Raw genomic sequence first — 20144 nt, 5'->3', positions numbered from 1 at the left:
GGCCACCGGCCACAGCGTCTTCATCGAAACCAGCCCCCACCCCGTCCTCACCGCGGCCGTTCAGGACACCACCGAGGCCACCGGCCACCCGGCCCCCCGCACCACCGGCACCCTCCGACGGGACGAAGGCGGCACCCGCCGACTCCTCACCTCCCTCGCCGAGGCCCACACCACCGGCACCACCGTCGACTGGACGACCCTCCTCCCCACCCGCCGACACGCCCAGGTCGACCTCCCCACCTACCCCTTCCAGCGCGAACGCTTCTGGCTCGACGCCCCCGCGACCGCCAACCCCCGCACCGCAGGGCTCGACTCCGCCGAGCACCCCCTGCTCAGCACCCTGCTGACCCTCGCCGACAGCGACGAACTCGTCCTCACCGGCCGGATCGGCCTCACCGACCACCCCTGGCTCGCCGACCACGCCGTCTGGGGCGCCCCGCTCCTCCCCGGCACCGCCCTCGTCGAACTCGCCCTCCACGCCGGCCGCCGGTTCGACTGCGAGCACCTCGAAGAGCTCACGCTGGAAGCCCCGTTGGCCCTCCCCGAGGAGCATGCCGTCCGCCTCCAGGTCCGCGTCGGCGCGCCGGAGGAGGAGACCGGCCGGCGCCCCGTCACCATTCACTCCGCGCCCGACACCCCCGACGACCCCGATGCCGCGTGGACCCGGCACGCGACCGGCGTCCTGGCGGTGACGGGTCCGGCGGTGCCGGCGGACGCGTGGGAACTCCCGACGGCGGCGCTCGACCCGGACGACGCGCTCTACGGCCGGCTGGCCGACGTCGGCTTCGACTACGGTCCGGCGTTCCAGGGCCTGCGGGCCCTCGGGCGGCGGGGGGACGACATCCTCGCCGAGGTCGTGCTCCCGCCGGAGCGGCAGGACGACGGCTTCGGGCTGCACCCGGCACTGCTGGACGCCGCCCTGCACGCCTGCCTGCTCCAGGGAGCGGACGGCGTCCGCCTGCCGTTCTCCTGGTCCGACGTCACCTTCCACGCCGACCCGGCCACCGCGCTGCGGGTCCGGCTGACGCCGACCGGGCCGGACACCGTCTCGCTCACCGCGACCGACGAGGCCGGAAAGCCGGTCGTCTCGGTCGGCTCGCTGACGCTGCGACCGGTCACGCCGGAGCAGTTCAGCGCCACCGCCCGGAGCCACCGCGATTCGCTGTACCAGGTGGACTGGGTGCCCGTGCCGACCTCCCCGGACGCCACCGACCCGGCGCCGCCGCTCCTCCTCGGCGCCGAGGACTTCCCACCCGCCGCCGACTCCGCACCCGCCGCCGACTCCGCAGCCACCGGGACCGCAGCGACCCCCTGGACCGCAGCGCTCGGGGCCGCAGCGGCCCGCTGGTCCGCCGAGGCCGTCGAGCCGGCCGAGCTGCTCGCCGCGATCTGTGCCGGGACCACCGTGCCGGAGACCGTCGTGGCGCCCTTCCCGTCCGGCCCCGGGGCGACGCCCGAGGCCGTCCACGCGGCAACGGCCCGCGCGCTGGGCCTCGTCCAGGCCTGGCTGGCCGAGGAGCGGCTCGCCGGCTCCCGGCTGGTGCTGCTCACCCGCGGCGCGGTGGCCGTGGACCCTGCGGAGTCCGTGACGGACCTCGTCCACGCGCCGCTCCGGGGTCTGGTCCGGTCCGCCCAGTCCGAGAACCCCGGCCGGCTCGTGCTGGCGGACCTCGACGACCACCCCGACTCCTACCCGGCGCTGGTCCGGGCGCTCGGCTCGCCGGAGCCGCAGCTCGCGGTCCGCGCCGGGCAGGTGACCGCCGCCCGACTGGTACCGGCCGCACCCGCCGCACCGGCCGCACCGGCCACGTCCGGCGGACCGTTCGGCCCCACCGGCACGGTGCTGGTCACCGGCGGCACCGGCCTGCTCGGCAGCCTGCTCGCGCGCCACCTGGTCGCCCGGCACGGCGTGCGGCACCTCCTGCTGCTCAGCCGGCAGGGGCTCGCCGCCGCCGGCGCGGCCGAACTCCGGGCCGACCTCACCGCCTCGGGTGCCGCCGTGACGATCGTGGCCTGCGACGCCGCCGACCGGGAGGCGCTCGCCGCCGTCCTGGCGGAGGTGCCCGCCGACCAGCCCCTGACCGGCGTGGTGCACACGGCCGGCGTGCTGGACGACGGCGTGCTCACCGCCCTGACTCCCGACCGCGTGGCGGCCGTCCTGCGGCCGAAGGCCGACGCGGCGTGGCACCTCCACGAGCTGACGCGCGGGAGCGGCCTGCGGGCCTTCGTGGTGTTCTCCTCGGCGGCCGGGGTACTGGGCCAGGCCGGCCAGGCGAGTTACTCGGCGGCCAACGCCTTCCTCGACGCCCTCGCGCAGCGGCGCCGGGCGGAGGGCCTGCCCGCGCACTCGCTGGCCTGGGGCCTCTGGGCGGAGGCCGGCGGGATGACCCGCCACCTCGCCGAGGCCGACCTCCGGCGGCTGGGCCGCACCGGCCTCGCGCCCATGCCGTCCGCCCAGGGTCTCGCGCTCTTCGACGCCGCCCTGGCGGCGGACCGCGCGGTGCTGGTGCCCGCCCGCCTGGACACCGCCGCGCTGCGCGCGCAGTCCGAGGTCGCACCGCTGCTCCGGGGCCTGATCCGCCCCACCGGGCACCGCCGGACCGCCGCACCCGGCGCGCCGACGTTCCGCCAACGGTTCGCCGAGCTGGCGCCGGACGAGCGCGGCCGCGCCGTGCTCGACCTGGTGCGCGCCCATGTGGCGGCCGTCCTGGGCTACGCCTCGCCGGAGCGGGTGGAACCGGACCGCGGCTTCCTCGACCTCGGCCTCGACTCGCTCACCGCGGTCGAACTGCGCAACCGGCTCGGCGCGGAGACCGGCGGCCGGCTGCCCGCCACGTTGATCTTCGACCACCCGACCCCGGCCGCCGTCGCCCGCCATCTGGAGGCCGAGGCCTTCCCGGTGGAGGAGACCGCCGGGCCCGCGGATCCCGCCGAGGTCGACGAGGGCGAGTTCCGCCGGGCCCTGGCGGCGATCCCGATGGTCCGCCTCCAGGAGGCCGGGCTGGTGCGGACGCTGCTCCGACTCGCCGATGTCGCGGACCGGTCCACCGCCGGGCCCGACGAGGAGGAGGAGCCCGGCAGCGCGCTCGACACGATGGACCTGGACGACCTCGTCCGGGTTGCCCTCGGTGACAGCTGATCACCGCTCACCACGTCCCAATGGCCCGGAGTTTCGGAGTTCGCGATGACCGCATCCAGTGAAGAAGTCGTCAAGGCGCTGCGGGCCTCCCTCAAGGAGGCCGAGCTCCTGCGGCAGCAGAACCGCAAGCTGACCGCCTCCGCCTCCGAGCCGATCGCCATCGTCGGCATGGCCTGCCGCTACCCCGGGGGCGTCAAGTCCCCCGACGACCTCTGGCAGTTGGTCGCGACGGGCGGCGACGCGATCTCCGGCTTCCCGGAGGACCGCGGCTGGGACGTCGCCTCGCTCTACGACCCGGATCCGGAGGCGGTCGGCAAGACCTACACCCGGGCCGGCGGGTTCCTGCACGACGCCGCGCTGTTCGACCCCGACTTCTTCGGGATCGGCCACCGCGAGGCGCTGGCCATGCACCCCCAGCAGCGGCTGCTGCTGGAGACCGCGTGGGAGGCCTTCGAGCGGGCCGGCATCGCCCCGTCGTCGGTGCGCGGCAGCCGGACCGGCGTGTTCGCCGGCGTGATGCACCAGGACTACGCCGCCCGGCTGCGCGAGACGCCCGAGGACCTCGAGGGCTACCTGATGACGGGCAGCCTGGGCAGCGTGGTGTCGGGCCGGGTGGCCTACGCGCTCGGCCTGGAGGGGCCGGCCGTCACCGTCGACACCGCCTGCTCGTCCTCGCTGGTCGCCCTGCACCTGGCGGCGCAGGCGCTGCGCAACGGCGAGTGCACGATGGCGCTCGTCGGCGGCGTCACCGTGATGACCGGGCCGGGCGGATTCGTCGAGTTCAGCCGCCAGCGCGCGCTCTCCCCCGACGGGCGCTGCCGGGCGTTCGCCGCCTCGGCGGACGGGACCGGCTGGGCGGAGGGCGTCGGCGTCCTGGTGGTGGAGCGGCTGTCGGAGGCCCGGCGCAACGGGCACCGGGTGCTCGCCGTGGTCCGCGGCTCGGCGATCAACCAGGACGGCAGCAGCAGCGGCTTCTCCGCGCCGAACGGCCCTGCCCAGCAGCGGGCGATCCGGGAGGCGTTGAAGAACGCCCGGCTCTCGGCGGCGGACGTGGACGCGGTGGAGGCGCACGGGACGGGCACCCGGCTCGGCGACCCGATCGAGGCGCAGGCCCTGCTCGCCACCTACGGCCAGGAGCGGGACGGTGACCAGCCGCTCTGGCTCGGGTCGTTGAAGTCCAACATCGGCCACAGCCAGGCGGCCGCCGGAGTGGGCGGCGTGATCAAGATGGTGCTGGCGATGCAGCACGGCGTGCTGCCCGCCACCCTGCACGTCGACGAGCCGACCACCCATGTGGACTGGACCGCCGGCGCGGTCGAACTGCTCACCGAGAACCGGGCATGGCCGGCCGGCGAGCGCGTCCGACGCGCCGCCGTCTCCTCCTTCGGCATCAGCGGGACCAACGCGCACGTCATCCTGGAGGAGGCCCCGGCGGTCGAGGAGGAGGCCGCTGGCGCCGACTCGCCCTCCCCCGTGGTGCCGTGGGTCCTCTCCGCCCGCGACGAGACCGCGCTGCGCGCCCACGCCGCACAACTCGCCGACCACCTGCGCGCACACCCCGACACCGACCTGCACGCCGTCGGACACACCCTGCTCACCGGACGCGCCACCCTCGACCACCGCGCCGTCGCCCTCGGCCGCACCCACGACGAACTCCTCACCCAGCTCACCGCGTTGACCGAGGAGAGCACCACGACCGGCAGCACCGAGCACACCGGCCGGACCGTCTTCGTCTTCCCCGGCCAGGGCTCCCAGTGGATCGGCATGGGCGCCGAACTCCTCGACAGCTCCGCCGTGTTCGCCGAGTCGATCGCCCGGTGCGAGACCGCACTCGCCCCCCACGTCGACTGGTCCCTCACCGACGTCCTGCGCGGCCACGACGACCTCGCCCGCGTCGACGTCGTCCAGCCCGCGCTGTTCGCCGTGATGGTCTCCCTGGCCCGCCTCTGGGAATCCCTCGGTGTGCGACCGGACGCCGTCCTCGGCCACTCCCAGGGCGAGATCGCCGCCGCCCACATCGCCGGAGCGCTGACGCTGGAGGACGCCGCCCGCATCGTCGCCCTCCGCAGCAAGGCCATCCTCGCGCTCAGCGGACACGGCACCATGGCCAGCGTCCCCCTGCCCGCCGACCAGGTCGAGGCCCTGCTCGCTCCCCATCAGGGCGACGTGAGCGTCGCCGCCGTCAACGGCCCCGCCCACACCGTCATCGCCGGCACCGTCGCCGCCGTCCACGCCGTCGTCGACCAGGCACAGGCCGACGGAGTCCGCGCCCGCACCATCCCCGTCGACTACGCCTCGCACTCCGCCCAGGTCGAAGCCCTGCGCGACCAACTCCTCACCGAGCTGGCCGACATCAAGCCCGCGGCCGCCACCGTCCCCTTCATGTCGGCCGTCACCGCCGAAATCACCGACACCACCACCCTCGACGCCGACTACTGGTACACCAACCTCCGCCAACCCGTCCTCTTCCAGCAGGCCGTCACCCAGCTCGCAGCCACCGGCCACACCACCTTCGTCGAGACCAGCCCCCACCCCGTCCTCACCGCCGCCATCGACGAGACCGTCGAGCTCACCGAGCACCCGGCGGTCACCACCGGCACGCTCCGCCGCGACGAGGGCGACTGGACCCGGCTGCTCACCTCCGCCGCCCACCTCCACACCCACGGCCGGTCCGTCCACTGGGCCCCGCTGGTCCGCCCCGGCCAGCACCCCGACCTCCCCACCTACCCCTTCCGGCACCAGCACCTGTGGATCCAGGACGCCGCCCCGGCCGGTTCGAGCCCGGCGGCGGGCTCCGCGGTGGACGCGGGGTTCTGGGAGGCCGTCGAGGAGCAGGACGTCGCCGCCGTGGCCGCGACGCTCCAGGTCGAGGACGAGGAGCAGCGGCGGTCGCTGAGCACCCTGCTGCCGGCGCTGTCCTCCTGGCACCGGCAGGGCCGCGACCGCTCGACCGTGGACGACTGGCGGTACCGGATCGCCTGGAAGCCGGTGGCGGACCTCGCGCCGGCCGCGCTCTCCGGCACCTGGCTGGTGGTCGTCCCCGCCGGCCACGCCGACGATGCCTGGGCGGCCGAGGCCACCCGCGGACTGGCCGCGCGGGGCGCCCGGACCGTGCTGCTGGAGACGGACGCCGACCGCGCCGCCCTGACCGCCCGCCTGCGCGAGGTGATCGACGGCGGTGAGCCGGGCGAGCTCGCTGGCGTGCTGTCGTTCCTCGCGCTGGACGCCCGCCGACACCCCGGCCTGCGCTCGGCGACCACCGGCGTCGCGCTGACCCTGGCGCTGGTCCAGGAGCTGGCCGGCCTCGGTGTCCGGGCGCCGCTGTGGTGCGCCACCCGCGGCGCCGTGCACACCGGTCCGGCCGACGCGCCGGCCGATCAGGTGCAGGCGCAGCTGTGGGGCCTCGGCCGGGTCGTCGCACTGGAGCTGCCGCACGTCTGGGGCGGTCTGGTCGACCTGCCCGGGCAGCCGGACGAACGGTCGCTCGGGCGACTGCTGCGCGTGGTGGCCGGCGCCTCCGAGGAGGACCAACTGGCGGTCCGGGCGGCCGGGCTCTTCGCCCGACGCATGGTGCACGCCTCCGCCGGGGAGGCCCGGCCGGTCCGCGGCTGGCGCCCGCGCGGCACGGTGCTGGTCACCGGCGGCACCGGGAGCCTCGGTCCCCGGCTCGCCCGCTGGCTGGCCGACAACGGCGCCGAGCACCTCGTCCTGGCCAGCCGTTCGGGCCCGGCCGCGCCGGGAGCGACGGACCTGGCGGCCGAACTGACCGCGCGGGGCGTCGCCGTGACCGTGGCCGCGTGCGACGTGGCCGACCGCGACGCGGTGGCCGGCCTGCTGGACGGGCTGCGGGCGGACGGGCACACCGTACGGGCGGTCCTGCACACGGCCGCGTTCATCGAGTTGACCTCCGTGCCGGACACCACGCTGGAGAGCTTCGACCAGGTGCTGGCCGCCAAGGTGGACGGCTCCCGGCACCTGATCGAGCTGCTCGACCCGGCCGAGCTGGACGCGTTCGTCCTGTTCTCCTCCATCGCCGGGTTCTGGGGCAGCGGCGACCACGCCGCCTACGCCGCCGCCAACGCGGCGCTGGACGCCCTGGCGGAGCAGGGCCGCGCCGAGGGCCTGCCGATGGTCTCGGTCGCCTGGGGCGTCTGGGAGGACGCCGTCAACACCTGGAAGAACCTCGGGGACCAGGACGTCGAGCGGACCCGCCGGCGGGTGCGCGAGCAGGGTCTCCCGCTGATGCGCGCCGAGTTGGCGATCGCCGCCCTCCAGCAGGCGCTGGACCACGACGACACCTTCGTCGCGGTGGCCGAGATCGACTGGGAGCGCTTCGTGCCGCTCTTCACGGCGATGCGGCCGAGCCCGCTGCTCGCCGAACTCCCGGAGGCCCGCGCGGTGTTGGCCGCCTCGGCCGAGACGGTGGCGCCGGCCGGCGCCGCCGGGTCCGAACTCCGGCTCTCGCTGGTCCGGTTGTCGGAGGCGGAGCAGCACCGCTCCCTGGTCGAGCTCGTCACCAGGCACGCCGTCGCGGTGCTGGGGCGCAGCACGCCGGACGCCGTCCGCCCCGAACGGGCCTTCAAGGAGCTGGGGTTCGAGTCCCTGACGGCCGTCGAGCTGCGCAACCGGCTGAACGTGGCCACCGGACTGCGGCTCCCGGCCACCCTGATCTTCGACTTCCCGACCCCGGCCGCGCTGGCGGCCCAGCTGCGCCGCGAGATCCTGGAGCTGGGCGTGGCCGAGCCCGCCGCCCCGGCCGCGGTGGCCCGGCCGGCCGCCGACGCGGACTCCGAGGCGATCGCGATCGTCGGCATGGCCTGCCGGTTCCCGGGCGGGGTCTCGACCCCGGAGGAGCTCTGGCAGCTGCTGGTCACCGACGGCGACGTGATCTCCGGGCTGCCCGCCGACCGCGGCTGGGACCTCTCGGCGGTCTCCGGCCAGCAGGGCGGCTTCGTCCGGGACGTGGACGCGTTCGACGCCGGGTTCTTCGGGATCAGCCCGCGCGAGGCGCTGGCGATGGACCCGCAGCAGCGGCTGCTGCTGGAGACGTCCTGGGAGGCCTTCGAGCGGGCCGGCATCGATCTGACGTCCCTGCGCGGCAGCCGGACCGGCGCCTTCGTCGGCGCCATGCAGCACGGGTACGGCGTGCAGTCGGCCGACGCGCCGGCCGCCATCGGGGACTACGTCATCACCGGCAGCGTCACCAGTGTCATCTCGGGCCGGCTGTCCTACGCGTTCGGGCTGGAGGGGCCGGCGATCACCGTCGACACCGCCTGCTCGTCCTCGCTGGTCGCCCTGCACCTGGCGGCGCAGTCGCTGCGCAACGGCGAGTGCACGATGGCCGTCGCGGGCGGCGCGGTGGTGATGCCGACCCCGGACTCCTTCATCGGCTTCAGCCGGATGGGCGCGCTGTCCGGGAGCGGCCGCTGCAAGGCGTTCTCGGAGGACGCGGACGGCTTCGGCCTCGCCGAGGGCGCCGGTGTGGTGCTGCTGGAGCGGCTGTCGGACGCTCAGCGCAACGGGCACCGGGTGCTGGCCGTGGTGCGCGGCTCGGCCGTGAACCAGGACGGCGCCTCCAACGGGCTGGCCGCGCCGAACGGCCCCTCCCAGCAGCGGGTGATCCGCGCCGCACTGGCCGACGCCCGGCTCTCGGCCGCGGACATCGACGCGGTGGAGGCGCACGGGACGGGCACCCGGCTCGGCGACCCGATCGAGGCGCAGGCCCTGCTCGCCACCTACGGGCAGCAGCGGGGCACCGACCAGCCGCTCTGGCTGGGGTCGTTGAAGTCCAACCTCGGCCACACCCAGGCCGCGGCGGGAGTGGCCGGCGTGATCAAGATGGTGCTGGCGATGCGGCACGGCGTGCTGCCGCGCACGCTGCACGTCACCGAACCGACCACCCATGTGGACTGGACCGCCGGCGCGGTCGAACTGCTCACCGACCGGCGCGACTGGCCGCAGGCGGACGGGCGGCCGCGTCGCGCCGGGGTGTCGGCGTTCGGCATCAGCGGGACGAACGCGCACGTCATCCTGGAGGAGGCCCCGCCGGTCGAGGACGAGGCCGCTGCCGCTGTCGCCGACTCGCCCTCCCCCGTGGTGCCGTGGGTCCTCTCCGCCCGCGACGAGACCGCCCTGCGCGCCCACGCCGCACAACTCGCCGACCACCTGCGCGACCACCCCGACACCGACCTCCACGCCGTCGGACACACCCTGCTCACCGGACGCGCCACCCTCGACCACCGCGCCGTCGCCCTCGGCCGCACCCACGACGAACTCCTCACCCACCTCACCGCGTTGACCGAGGAGAGCACGGCGAGCGGCAGCGCCGAGCACACCGGCCGGACCGTCTTCGTCTTCCCCGGCCAGGGCTCCCAGTGGATCGGCATGGGCGCCGAACTCCTCGACACCTCCGAAGTGTTCCGCACCCACATCGAAGCCTGCGCCGAAGCCCTCGCCCCCCACACCGACTGGTCCCTGCTCGACGTCCTGCGCGGCCACGACGACCTCACCCGCGTCGACGTCGTCCAACCCGCCCTCTTCGCCGTCATGGTCTCCCTCGCCCGCCTCTGGCAATCCCTCGGCGTCCAGCCCGACGCCGTCCTCGGCCACTCCCAGGGCGAAATAGCCGCCGCCCACATCGCCGGAGCCCTCACCCTCGACGACGCCGCCCGCATCGTCGCCCTCCGCGCCAAGGCGATCCTCGCCATCAGCGGAGACGGTGGCATGGCCTCCCTCCCCCTGCCGCACACCGAGGCCGCCGAACTCCTCACCCGCTGGGACGACCGCCTCACCGTCGCCGCCCACAACGGCCCCGCCACCACCGTCGTCGCCGGCGACCGCGACGCCCTCGACGAACTCCTCGCCCACTGCGAGCAGCAGGGCATCCGCGCGCGCCGCATCGACGTCGACTACGCCTCCCACTCCCCGCACGTCGAGACCCTCCGCGGTCAACTCCTCGCCGAGCTGGCCGACATCGAGCCCGTAGCCGCCACCATCCCCTTCCTGTCGGCCGTCACCGGCGAGGTCACCGACACCACCACGCTGGACGCCGAGTACTGGTACACCAACCTCCGTCGGCCGGTCCTCTTCGAACAGGCCGTCCGCGCGCTCGCCGACACCGGCCACAGCACCTTCGTCGAGACCAGCCCCCACCCCGTCCTCACCCCGGCCATCGAGGACACCCTCGACAACGTGCCGGTGGTCGTCACCGGCACCCTCCGCCGCACCGAGGGCCACTGGACCCGGCTGCTCACCTCCGCCGCCCACCTCCACGCCCACGGCCGGCCCGTCCACTGGGCCCCGCTCGTCCGCCCCGGCCACCACCCCGACCTCCCCACCTACCCGTTCCAGCGCGAGCGCTTCTGGCTCACCGCGCCGGCGAGCGCCGACCCGCGCACCTCCGGGCTCGACTCCGCCGGGCACCCGCTGCTCGCCGCGGCCGTCGCGCTGCCCGGCGACGAGGGCCTGATCCTGACGGGCCGGCTCTCCCTCAGCACCCACCCCTGGCTCGCCGACCACGCCGTCTGGGGCACCGTCCTCGCCCCCGGCACCGCGCTCGTCGAACTCGCTCTCCACGCCGGGCACCGGGTCGGCTGCCACCACCTGGAGGAGCTGACCCTCCAGGCACCCCTCGTCCTCCCCGAGCAGCACGCCGTCCGGATCCAGGTCCGGATCGGCGCGCCGGACGACGCCGGCCGCCGCCCGCTCACCGTCCACTCCGCCCCCGACGACGCCGGCACCGCCGGGGACGCCACCGCCTGGACGTGCCACGCCGTCGGCACGGCCGTCCCGAGCGCGCCGACCGGCGGGTGGGCGACCGGCGCCGCCTGGCCGCCGGCCGGGGCCGTACCGGTCGGGCTCGACGGCCTCTACCAGCGGCTCGCCGAGGACGGCCTCGGGTACGGGCCGGCGTTCCGGGGCCTGCACGCGGCCTGGCGGCTCGGCTCCGAGGTGTACGCCGAAGTCCGGCTGCCGGAACCGCAGTCGGCCGACGCCGACCGGTTCGGGATCCACCCCGCGCTGCTGGACGCGGCCCTGCACACCACCCTGATCGACGGTGCCGAGCAGGTGCGGCTGCCGTTCTCCTGGACGGGCGTCACCCTGCACGCCACCGGCGCCACCACGCTGCGGGTCCGGCTGACGCCCACCGGGCCGGACGGCATGGCGCTGTCGGTGGCCGACCGGACCGGTCTGCCGGTGGCCACCGTCGAGTCGCTCGCCGTGCGGCGGGTCTCCCCGGCGCAGCTCGGCGCCGCCGCCGACCGCACCGCCGCCGACTTCCTCTTCCGGCTGGCCTGGACCGAGCCGGCCGACCGGCCCGTCGCGCGCGCCGTCCGCCACGCCGTGCTCGGTGCGGGCATCCACGCGTCGCCCGGTTACCCGGATCTCGCGGCCCTCGCCGAGGCCGTCACCGCCGGCGCGCCGATGCCCGAGGCGGTCGTGGTCCCCTGGACGCCGCAGCCGGGCGGGGAGCGCCGGTCCGCGGACGCCGCCCGGAGCGCCGTGGAGCGGGCACTTGCCCTGCTGCAGGCCTGGGCCGCCGACGACCGGTTCGCCGACGCCCGGCTGGTGCTGGTGACCCACGGCGCCGTCGACACCGCCGACGCCACGGATCCCGCCGGCTCACCCGATCCGGCCGCGACCGCCGTCTGGGGCGCCGTGCGCTCCGCGCAGGCCGAGCACCCCGACCGGTTCGTCCTGGTGGACCTCGACGCCGACCCCGACAGCCCCGACGCGGACGCCGTCGCGGTGCTGCCGGCGCTGCTGGACGGCGCCGAGCCGCAGTACGCCGTCCGGGCCGGCCGGGTGCTCGTGCCCCGCCTGGCGCGGCTGCGCCCGGACGACGGCGCCGTCGCCCCCGCGACGGACCCCGAGGGCACGGTGCTGATCACCGGTGGCACCGGGACGCTGGGCGCGCTGGTCGCCCGGCACCTGGTCGAGCGGCACGGCGTCCGGCACCTGCTGCTCGTCAGCCGGCAGGGCCGGCAGGCCGAGGGGGCGGACGAGCTCGTCGAGCGGCTGTCCGCGCTCGGCGCCGAGGTGACCGTCGCCCGCTGCGACGCCGCCGACCGGAGCGCGCTGGCCGCGGTGCTCGCCGCCGTCCCGGCGCAGCACCCGCTGACGGGTGTGGTGCACGCGGCCGGGGTGCTGGACGACGGCGCGCTCGCCTCGCTCACGCCGGAGCGGGTCAGGGCCGTGCTACGCCCGAAGGCGGACGCGGCCTGGCACCTGCACGAGCTGACCCTGGAGGCCAAGCCCGCGCTGTTCGTGCTGTTCTCGGCGGCGGGCGGCGTGCTGGGCAGTGCCGGGCAGGCCAACTACGCCGCCGCCAACGCCTACCTGGACGGCCTGGCCGCGCACCGCCGCGCGCTGGGCCTGCCCGGGGTGTCGATGGCGTGGGGGCTGTGGTCCGCCGAGAGCGCGATGACCGGCGGGCTGAGCGAGGCGGACCGGCGCCGGATGCGGCGTTCCGGCGTCCTGCCGATGTCCACGGCGGAGGGCCTGGCGCTGTTCGACGCCGCGCTCGCCCAGGACCGCCCGCTGACGCTGCCGGTCCGGCTGGACCTCGCCGCGCTGCGCGAGGGCGACCCGGCGCAGCGGCCGCCGCTGCTGCGGGCACTGCTCGGCACGGCGCCCCGGCGTGCCGCCCGGGCCGAGGCACCGGCCGGGCCGGGCACCGGGCTGTCGCTGGCCGGTCTGACCGCCGCCGAACGCTCGCACGCGCTGGTCGAGCTGGTCCGGTCCCAGGTGGCCACGGTGCTCGGCCACGCCTCGCCGGAGGCGGTCGCCGCCGGGCGCGGCTTCCTGGAGTCCGGTTTCGACTCGCTGCGCGGGGTCGAGCTGCGCAACCGGCTGAACGCGGCCACCGGGCTGCGGCTGCCGGCCACGCTGGTCTTCGACCACCCGACCCCGGCCGCCGTCGCCACCCACCTCGGGGAGCTGCTGGAGCGACAGGAGCGGCCGGCCGCACCGCCGGCCCGCACCGCCGGGGCCCCCGTCGACCTGGACGCCCTGGAGGCCGGCCTGCGTGATCTGGCCACCGGGGACCCGGCGCGCGAGGGGCTCGCCGCCCGGCTGCGCGGACTGGCGGCGCAGCTGGACGCGGCCGGGCCGGCCGGCCCGGAGCGACCCGGCGAGGACGAGGACGAGTTCGGGGACGCGACCCTCGACGAGCTCCTCGACATCGTCGACGGCGAACTGCAGAACCCGTGAATCCGCCTGCCCCGGGCCGTTCCCGGACCCCTCGCAGGCCAGACCCTTCGTGGCCCGGACCCTTCGTGGCCCAGCCCCTTCGTGGAGATGAGAGGCGCACAGCGCGATGACGAGTGACGAGAAGGTCCTCGACACCCTCAAGCGGCTGACCGTCGACCTGCGCAGGACGCGCCGGCGGCTCCAGGAGGCCGAGGAGGGGGCCCGCGAGCCGATCGCCGTCATCGGCATGGCCTGCCGCTACCCCGGCGGGGTCGCCTCGCCCGAGGACCTCTGGCGTCTGGTCGCCGAGGAGCGGGACGCGATCTCGCCGTTCCCGGCCGACCGCGGCTGGGACGAGGGCCTGCACGACCCCGACCCGGCGCGCCACGGCTCGGTGTACGTCCGTGAGGGCGGGTTCCTGCACGACGCGGCCGACTTCGACCCGGCGTTCTTCGGGATGAGCACCCGGGAGGCGCTGGCCACCGACCCGCAGCAGCGGCTGCTGCTGGAGACCGCCTGGGAGGCGTTCGAGCGGGCCGGCATCGACCCGGCCTCGGTGCGCGGGTCGCGGACCGGTGTGTTCGCCGGGGTCATCTACCAGGATTACGCCTCGCGCCTGCGCCGGGTGCCGGGCGAGTTCGAGGGCTACGTCGGCAACGGCAGCACCGGCAGCGTCGCGTCCGGCCGGGTCGCCTACACCCTGGGCCTGGAGGGACCGGCCGTCACCCTGGACACGGCGTGCTCGTCGTCGCTGGTCGCGCTGCACCAGGCGGCGCAGTCGCTCCGGGCCGGCGAGTGCTCGCTGGCGCTGGCCGGCGGCGTGTCGGTGATGGCCTCGCCGATGGCGCTGGTCGAGTTCAGCCGGCAGCGCGGACTGGCCGGCGACGCGCGGTGCAAGGCGTTCGCGGCCGCGGCCGACGGGACGGGGCTGGGCGAGGGCGTCGGCCTGCTGCTGCTGGAGCGGCTCTCCGACGCGCGACGCCACGGGCGCGGGGTGCTCGCGGTGATCCGCGGCAGCGCGGTCAACCAGGACGGCGCCAGCAGCGGCCTGACCGCGCCGAGCGGGCCCGCCCAGCAGCGGGTGATCCGGCAGGCGCTGGAGCACGCCGGGCTGTCGGCGCGCGACGTCGACGCGGTGGAGGCGCACGGCACCGGGACGACGCTCGGCGATCCCATCGAGGCGCAGGCGCTGCTGGCCACCTACGGGCAGGACCGCGCCGACGGGCGGCCGCTGTACCTCGGCTCGGTGAAGTCCAACATCGGCCACGCCCAGGCGGCGGCGGGCGTGGCCGGCGTGATCAAGACGGTGATGGCGATGCGACACGGCGTGCTGCCGCGCACCCTGCACCTGGACGCGCCCAACCCGCACGTGGACTGGACCGCCGGCGCGGTCGAGCTGCTCGCCGAGCAGCGCGCGTGGCCGGCGACCGGGCGGCCGCGCCGGGCCGGTGTTTCGTCCTTCGGGGTGAGCGGCACCAACGCGCACCTCGTCCTGGAGGAGGCCGCTCCCGAGGCTGCCGAGGTTCCCGAGGCTGCCGAGGTTCCCGAGGCTGCCGAGGTTCCCGAGGCTTCCGAGGAGGCGCCGGCCGGGGTGGGGGCCGGGCCGTGGGTCCTCTCCGGCCGGACGGCGGCCGCGCTGCGGGCACAGGCCGGGCGGCTGCTGACCCACCTCGACGAGCACCCCGGGCGGTCCGCCGCCGAGGTCGGCGCCGCACTGGCCCGCACCCGGACGACGTTCGAGCACCGGGCCGTCCTGCTCGGCGCGGACCTCGCCGAGCAGCGGGCGGCCCTGGCGGCACTGGCGGCCGGCGAGCCGCGCCCCGGGCTGGTCGAGGGCGTCGCCGGCGGGGACGAGCGCGTGGTCCTCGTCCTGCCGGACCGGCCGGCCGACCGGCTCGACCGGGCGGTCCGGCTGCTCGACACGTCGCCGCTGTTCGCCGCGCGGCTGGCCGCCTGCGACGCGGCGCTGACCGAGGCCGCCGGCTGGTCCGCGACCGACGTGCTGCGCGGCGCCCCGGGCGCACCCGACCCGGCGCGGGCCGAGGTCGGCCGCGCGGTGCACTGGGCGGTGCTGGTCGCCCTCGCCGGGCTCTGGGAGGGGCACGGCGTCCACCCGGCCGCCCTGGTGGCGACGGGCGCCGGCACGGTCGCGGGAGCCTGTGTCGCGGGGGCGCTGTCCCTCGTGGACGGGGCACGCGCGGCGGTCTCCGGCGAGCGCCCCGGTCCGACCGGCACCCGGATACCCGTGCTCACCAGTGCGCCGGAGGAGTCCGTACCGGAGCTGCTGGGCCGCGGCCACACCCGGTTCGTGGTGCTCGACACCGAGCTGACGGCACGGATCGCGCGGATCGCCGGCCCGGCCGTCCAGGTGCTCGACGGCGCGGACGCGTTCCTCACCGGCCTGGCCGAGCTGCACGTCCACGGCGGGCCGGCCGACTGGTCGGCGGCCTTCCCCGACGCCGGGCTCCGCCCGGTCGACCTGCCGACGTACGCCTTCCAGCGCCGGCGCCACTGGCTGGAGGACGGGCCGACCGACCCCGACGTCCAGGCCGCCGGACTGGCCCCGGCCGACCACCCACTGCTCCGCGCCGTCGTCGAACTGCCGGACGGCGAAGGCCTCCTGTTCACCGGCCGGCTCTCGCCGCGGGAACTGCCCTGGCTCGCCGACCACACCGTCCGGGGGCGGGTGCTGCTGGCCGGCACCGCCGTCGTCGAGCTGGTCCGCCGGGCGGGCGCCCGGACGGGCTGCGCGCACATCGCCGAGCTGACCCTGCTCGCCCCGCTGGAGCTGCCCGCGTCCGGGGCCGCCCCGGAGGCCGGCGTCCGGATCCGGCTGTCCGTCGGCGCCCCGGACGGGGCCGGACGCCGGCCGGTGGAGCTGTCCTCGCGCGCCGCCGCCCCCGAGGACGCCCCGTGGACCCGCCACGCCACCGCCACGCTGGCTCCCGAGGTCCGCGTCGAGGCGTCCGACCTGGTGGCCTGGCCGCCGCCCGGCGCCGAGCCGGTCGCCCTCGACGGGTGCTACCGCCGGCTGGCCGCCCTCGGCGTCGACTACGGCCCGGCCTTCCGCGGGCTGCGCGCGCTCTGGCGGCGCGGTGACGAGGTGTTCGCCGAGGTCGCCCTGCCGGAGGCGGACCGGAGCGAGGCCGCCCGGTACGGCCTCCACCCGGCGCTGCTGGACGCCGCCCTCCAGGCGTACGCGGTCGGCTCGCCGCAGGCGGCGGGGCGGGTGCCGGTGCCGTTCGCGTGGCAGGGCGTCTCGGTGCGGCCGGCCGGCGCCGCGGCCCTGCGGGTGCGGCTCGCCCCGGCCGGCCCGGACGCGGTGACCGTCGAGGCCGCCGATGCGGCCGGCGTCCCGGTGGCGTCCGTCGCGAGCCTGCGGTCCCGGCCGATGCACGACGACGCGACCGACCCGGCACCGCTGTGGCAGGTCCGCTGGGCGCCGGTCCCGGTGGACCCGCACCCCGGCGCCGTGCGGACGGCGGTGGTCGGCCCCGGGATCCCGGCCGGCCCCCACCCGCACCATCCCGACCTCGCCGCCCTGGCCACCGCCGGCACCCCGGTGCCGGACGTGGTGCTCGCGCCCCTGCCGCCGGCCGACGGCGACGGGCCGGCCGCCGTCCACGCCGCCACCGCCGGCGCACTGCGGCTGGTGCGGTCCTGGCTGGCCGAACCCCGCTTCGCCGCCGCCCGACTGGTCGTGGTGACGCGCGGCGCCCAGGCCACCGGCCCGGACGACCCCGCCCCCGACCTCGCCGCGGCCGCCGTCCGGGGGCTGCTCCGGTCGGCGCAGGCCGAACACCCGAAGCGCTTCGGCCTGCTCGACCTGGGCGAGGCGGCACCGTCCGAAGCCGCGCTGACCCGGGCCCTCGCTTCGGGCGAACCCGAGCTGGCACTCCGTCAGGATGTCCTACTGGCACCCAGGTTGACGCAGGTGGACCGCGCCGCCGACGGCGACCCGTCGTTCGACCCGGACGGCACCGTCCTGGTCACCGGCGGGACGGGCACCCTCGGCCGCCTGCTCGCACGCCACCTGGTCGAGCGCGGCGCGCGGCACCTGCTGCTGACCGGCCGCCGGGGCGACCGGGCACCGGGCGCCGCCGAACTCGTGGCGGAACTCACCGCACTGGGCGCGGAGGTCACCGTCGCCGCCTGCGACGCCGCGGACCGGGAGGCGCTGGCCGGCCTGCTGCGTTCGGTGCCCGAAGCCCATCCGCTGCGGGCGGTCGTCCACGCGGCCGGGGTGGTCGACGACGGCCTGCTGACCGCACTCACACCCGAGCGGCTCGCCGCCGTACTGCGGCCGAAGGTGGACGCCGCCTGGCACCTGCACGACCTCACCCGCGACACCGCGCTCGACGCCTTCGTGCTGTTCTCCTCGGCCTCGGGCACCTTCGGCACCGCCGGACAGGCCAACTACGCCGCCGCCAACGCCTTCCTCGACGCCCTCGCCCGGCGGCGGCGCACCGAGGGCCTGCCCGCACTGTCCCTGGCCTGGGGACTGTGGGCCGAGCGCAGCGAGCTGACGGACCGTCTGGACGCCGTCTCCACCGCGCGGTTGGGCCGCGAAGGGGTCCGCGCGCTTTCCACGGCGGAAGCACTTGATCTCTTCGATGCCGCCCGTATGATGATCACTGAGCCGGTGCTCGTCCCGGTCCGGCTGGACCTCGCGGTGCTGCGGGAGCGCGCCGACCAGGGTCAGGTACCGGCACTGCTCAGGGAGTTGGTCACCCCGGCCACTCCTGCGGCGGCGCCGGTCAGCACGCCGACCACCGACCCGGACGCGGACCCGGCGAGCGGCTTCGCCCAGCACCTCCGGGCGCTGCCGGAGCCGGCCCGCCGGCGGGCCCTGCTCGACCTGGTCCGCACCCACGCGGCCGTCGTACTGGTCGAGTCCTCAGCCGAGGACATCGACCCGGACCAGGGCTTCGTCGACCTGGGCTTCGACTCGCTCGCCAACCTCGAACTCCAGGAACGGCTGCAGGACGCCACCGGCATCCAGCTGCCCAGCACCCTGATCTTCGACCACCCCACCGCCACGGCCCTGGCCGACCACCTCTGCGCCGAGTTCGGCACCGGGGAGACCACGGCGATGGGCCCGGCGCTCGCGGAACTCGACCGGCTGGAGGCGTTCCTGACGCCCTTCGCCGACGACGACCAGGCCCGGACGGCGATCACGCACCGGCTGAAGGACCTCATCTCCCGCTGGGGCGACGACGGCCGGGGCAACACCGCCCGCACCGATCCCACCGACCCCACCGACCTCGCCTCGGCGAGCGACGACGAACTCTTCGACGTACTCAACCAGCTCCGCGCCCGCTGAGGGCCCGGCAGAGCACAGGTCGAAAACCCGCACCGGCTTTAGGAGCAGGCTCAAGTGGCACATGAAGACAAGCTTCGCGAGCACCTCCGGTGGGCTGCCGCCGAGCTCGGCGAGGCACGCCGCCGGGTGGCCGAGCTGGAGGCCGCCGAGCACGACCCGATCGCGATCGTCGGGATGAGCTGCCGCTACCCGGGCGGGGTGCGGACGCCGGACGACCTCTGGGACCTGGTGGCCACCGGCCGCGACGCCGTCGGCGAGCCGCCCGCCGAACGCGGCTGGCGGGTCGAGGACTTCTACGACCCCGACGGCCTGCGCCCCGGCACCTCCTACGTGTGCGAGGGCGGCTTCCTCGACGACGCGGCCGACTTCGACCCCGGGTTCTTCGACATCAGCCCGCGCGAGGCACCGGCGATGGACCCGCAGCAGCGGCTGCTGCTGGAGACCGCGTGGGAGGCCTTCGAGCGGGCCGGCATCCGGCCGGAGTCCGTGCGCGGCACCCGGGTCGGCGTGTTCACCGGCCTGATGTACCACGACTACGGCACCCGGCTGACCTCGGTGGACGAGTCGGTCGCGGGCTTCCTGGGCAGCGGGACCGCGGGCAGCGTGGCATCCGGCCGGATCGCCTACGTGCTCGGCCTGGAGGGGCCGGCGGTCACGGTGGACACGGCGTGCTCGTCCTCGCTGGTCGCCCTGCACCTCGCCGCCCAGGCCGTCCGGCGCGGTGACTGCGCGATGGCACTGGCCGGCGGCGTCACGGTGATGGCCACCCCCGACACCTTCGTCGAGTTCAGCCGCCAGGGCGGGCTGGCCCCGGACGGGCGCTGCAAGTCCTTCGCCGCGGCGGCCGACGGCACCGCCTGGGGCGAGGGCGCGGGGATGCTCCTGGTCGAGCGGCTCTCCGAGGCCGAGCGCCAGGGGCACCGAGTGCTCGCCGTCCTGCGCGGGTCCTCGATCAACCAGGACGGCGCGAGCAGCAGCCTCTCCGCGCCGAACGGCCCCTCCCAGCAGCGGGTGATCCGCCAGGCCCTCGCCGAGGCCCGGCTCTCGCCGGACCTGATCGACGCGGTGGAGGCGCACGGGACGGGAACCCGGCTCGGCGACCCGATCGAGGCGCAGGCCCTGCTGGCCACCTACGGGCAGGCGCGCCCGGCCGAACGGCCGCTCTGGCTCGGGTCGTTGAAGTCCAACATCGGCCACACCCAGGCCGCCGCCGGGGTGGGCGGCGTGATCAAGATGGTGCTGGCGATGCAGCACGGCGTGCTGCCCGCCACCCTGCACGTCGACACACCGACCACTCACGTCGACTGGACCGCCGGTGCGGTCGAACTGCTCACCGAGAACCGGGAATGGCCCGCGACCGGGCGGCCCCGACGCGCTGCCGTCTCCTCCTTCGGGGTCAGCGGGACCAACGCCCACGTCATCCTGGAGCAGGCGCCGACCCGGGAGCCGGCGGACGGACCGGCGGACGGACCGGAGGCGGCGGGCGGCGTG

The 20144-nt window shown here is 76.4% G+C and carries 4 protein-coding genes; all 4 read left to right on the top strand.

Annotation, left to right across the window (positions count from 1 at the left end; all coding sequences use genetic code 11):
* The coding region (locus tag ACWDRR_RS42540; protein ID WP_449777698.1) for a type I polyketide synthase at positions 1 to 3139 on the top strand (3139 nt) is incomplete at its 5' end.
* A gap of 45 nt (positions 3140 to 3184) precedes the next feature.
* Positions 3185 to 13351: a type I polyketide synthase gene (locus ACWDRR_RS42535; RefSeq protein WP_449777697.1), complete on the top strand. Its 10167-nt coding sequence runs from the start codon at positions 3185 to 3187 to the stop codon at positions 13349 to 13351.
* Positions 13352 to 13457: 106 nt separating this feature from the next.
* Positions 13458 to 18653 carry an SDR family NAD(P)-dependent oxidoreductase gene (locus tag ACWDRR_RS42530; protein WP_449777696.1) on the top strand — a complete coding sequence of 1732 codons (5196 nt, stop codon included), beginning with the start codon at positions 13458 to 13460 and terminating at the stop codon, positions 18651 to 18653.
* 54 nt (positions 18654 to 18707) lie between these two features.
* Positions 18708 to 20144 (top strand): type I polyketide synthase (locus tag ACWDRR_RS42525; protein ID WP_449777695.1); only part of this gene is annotated, 1437 nt, incomplete at its 3' end.

The sequence above is a fragment of the Kitasatospora sp. NPDC003701 genome, assembly GCF_053587085.1.
The sequence above is the reverse complement of the archived record's forward strand: the minus strand, read 5'-3'. Positions and strand labels throughout refer to the sequence as shown.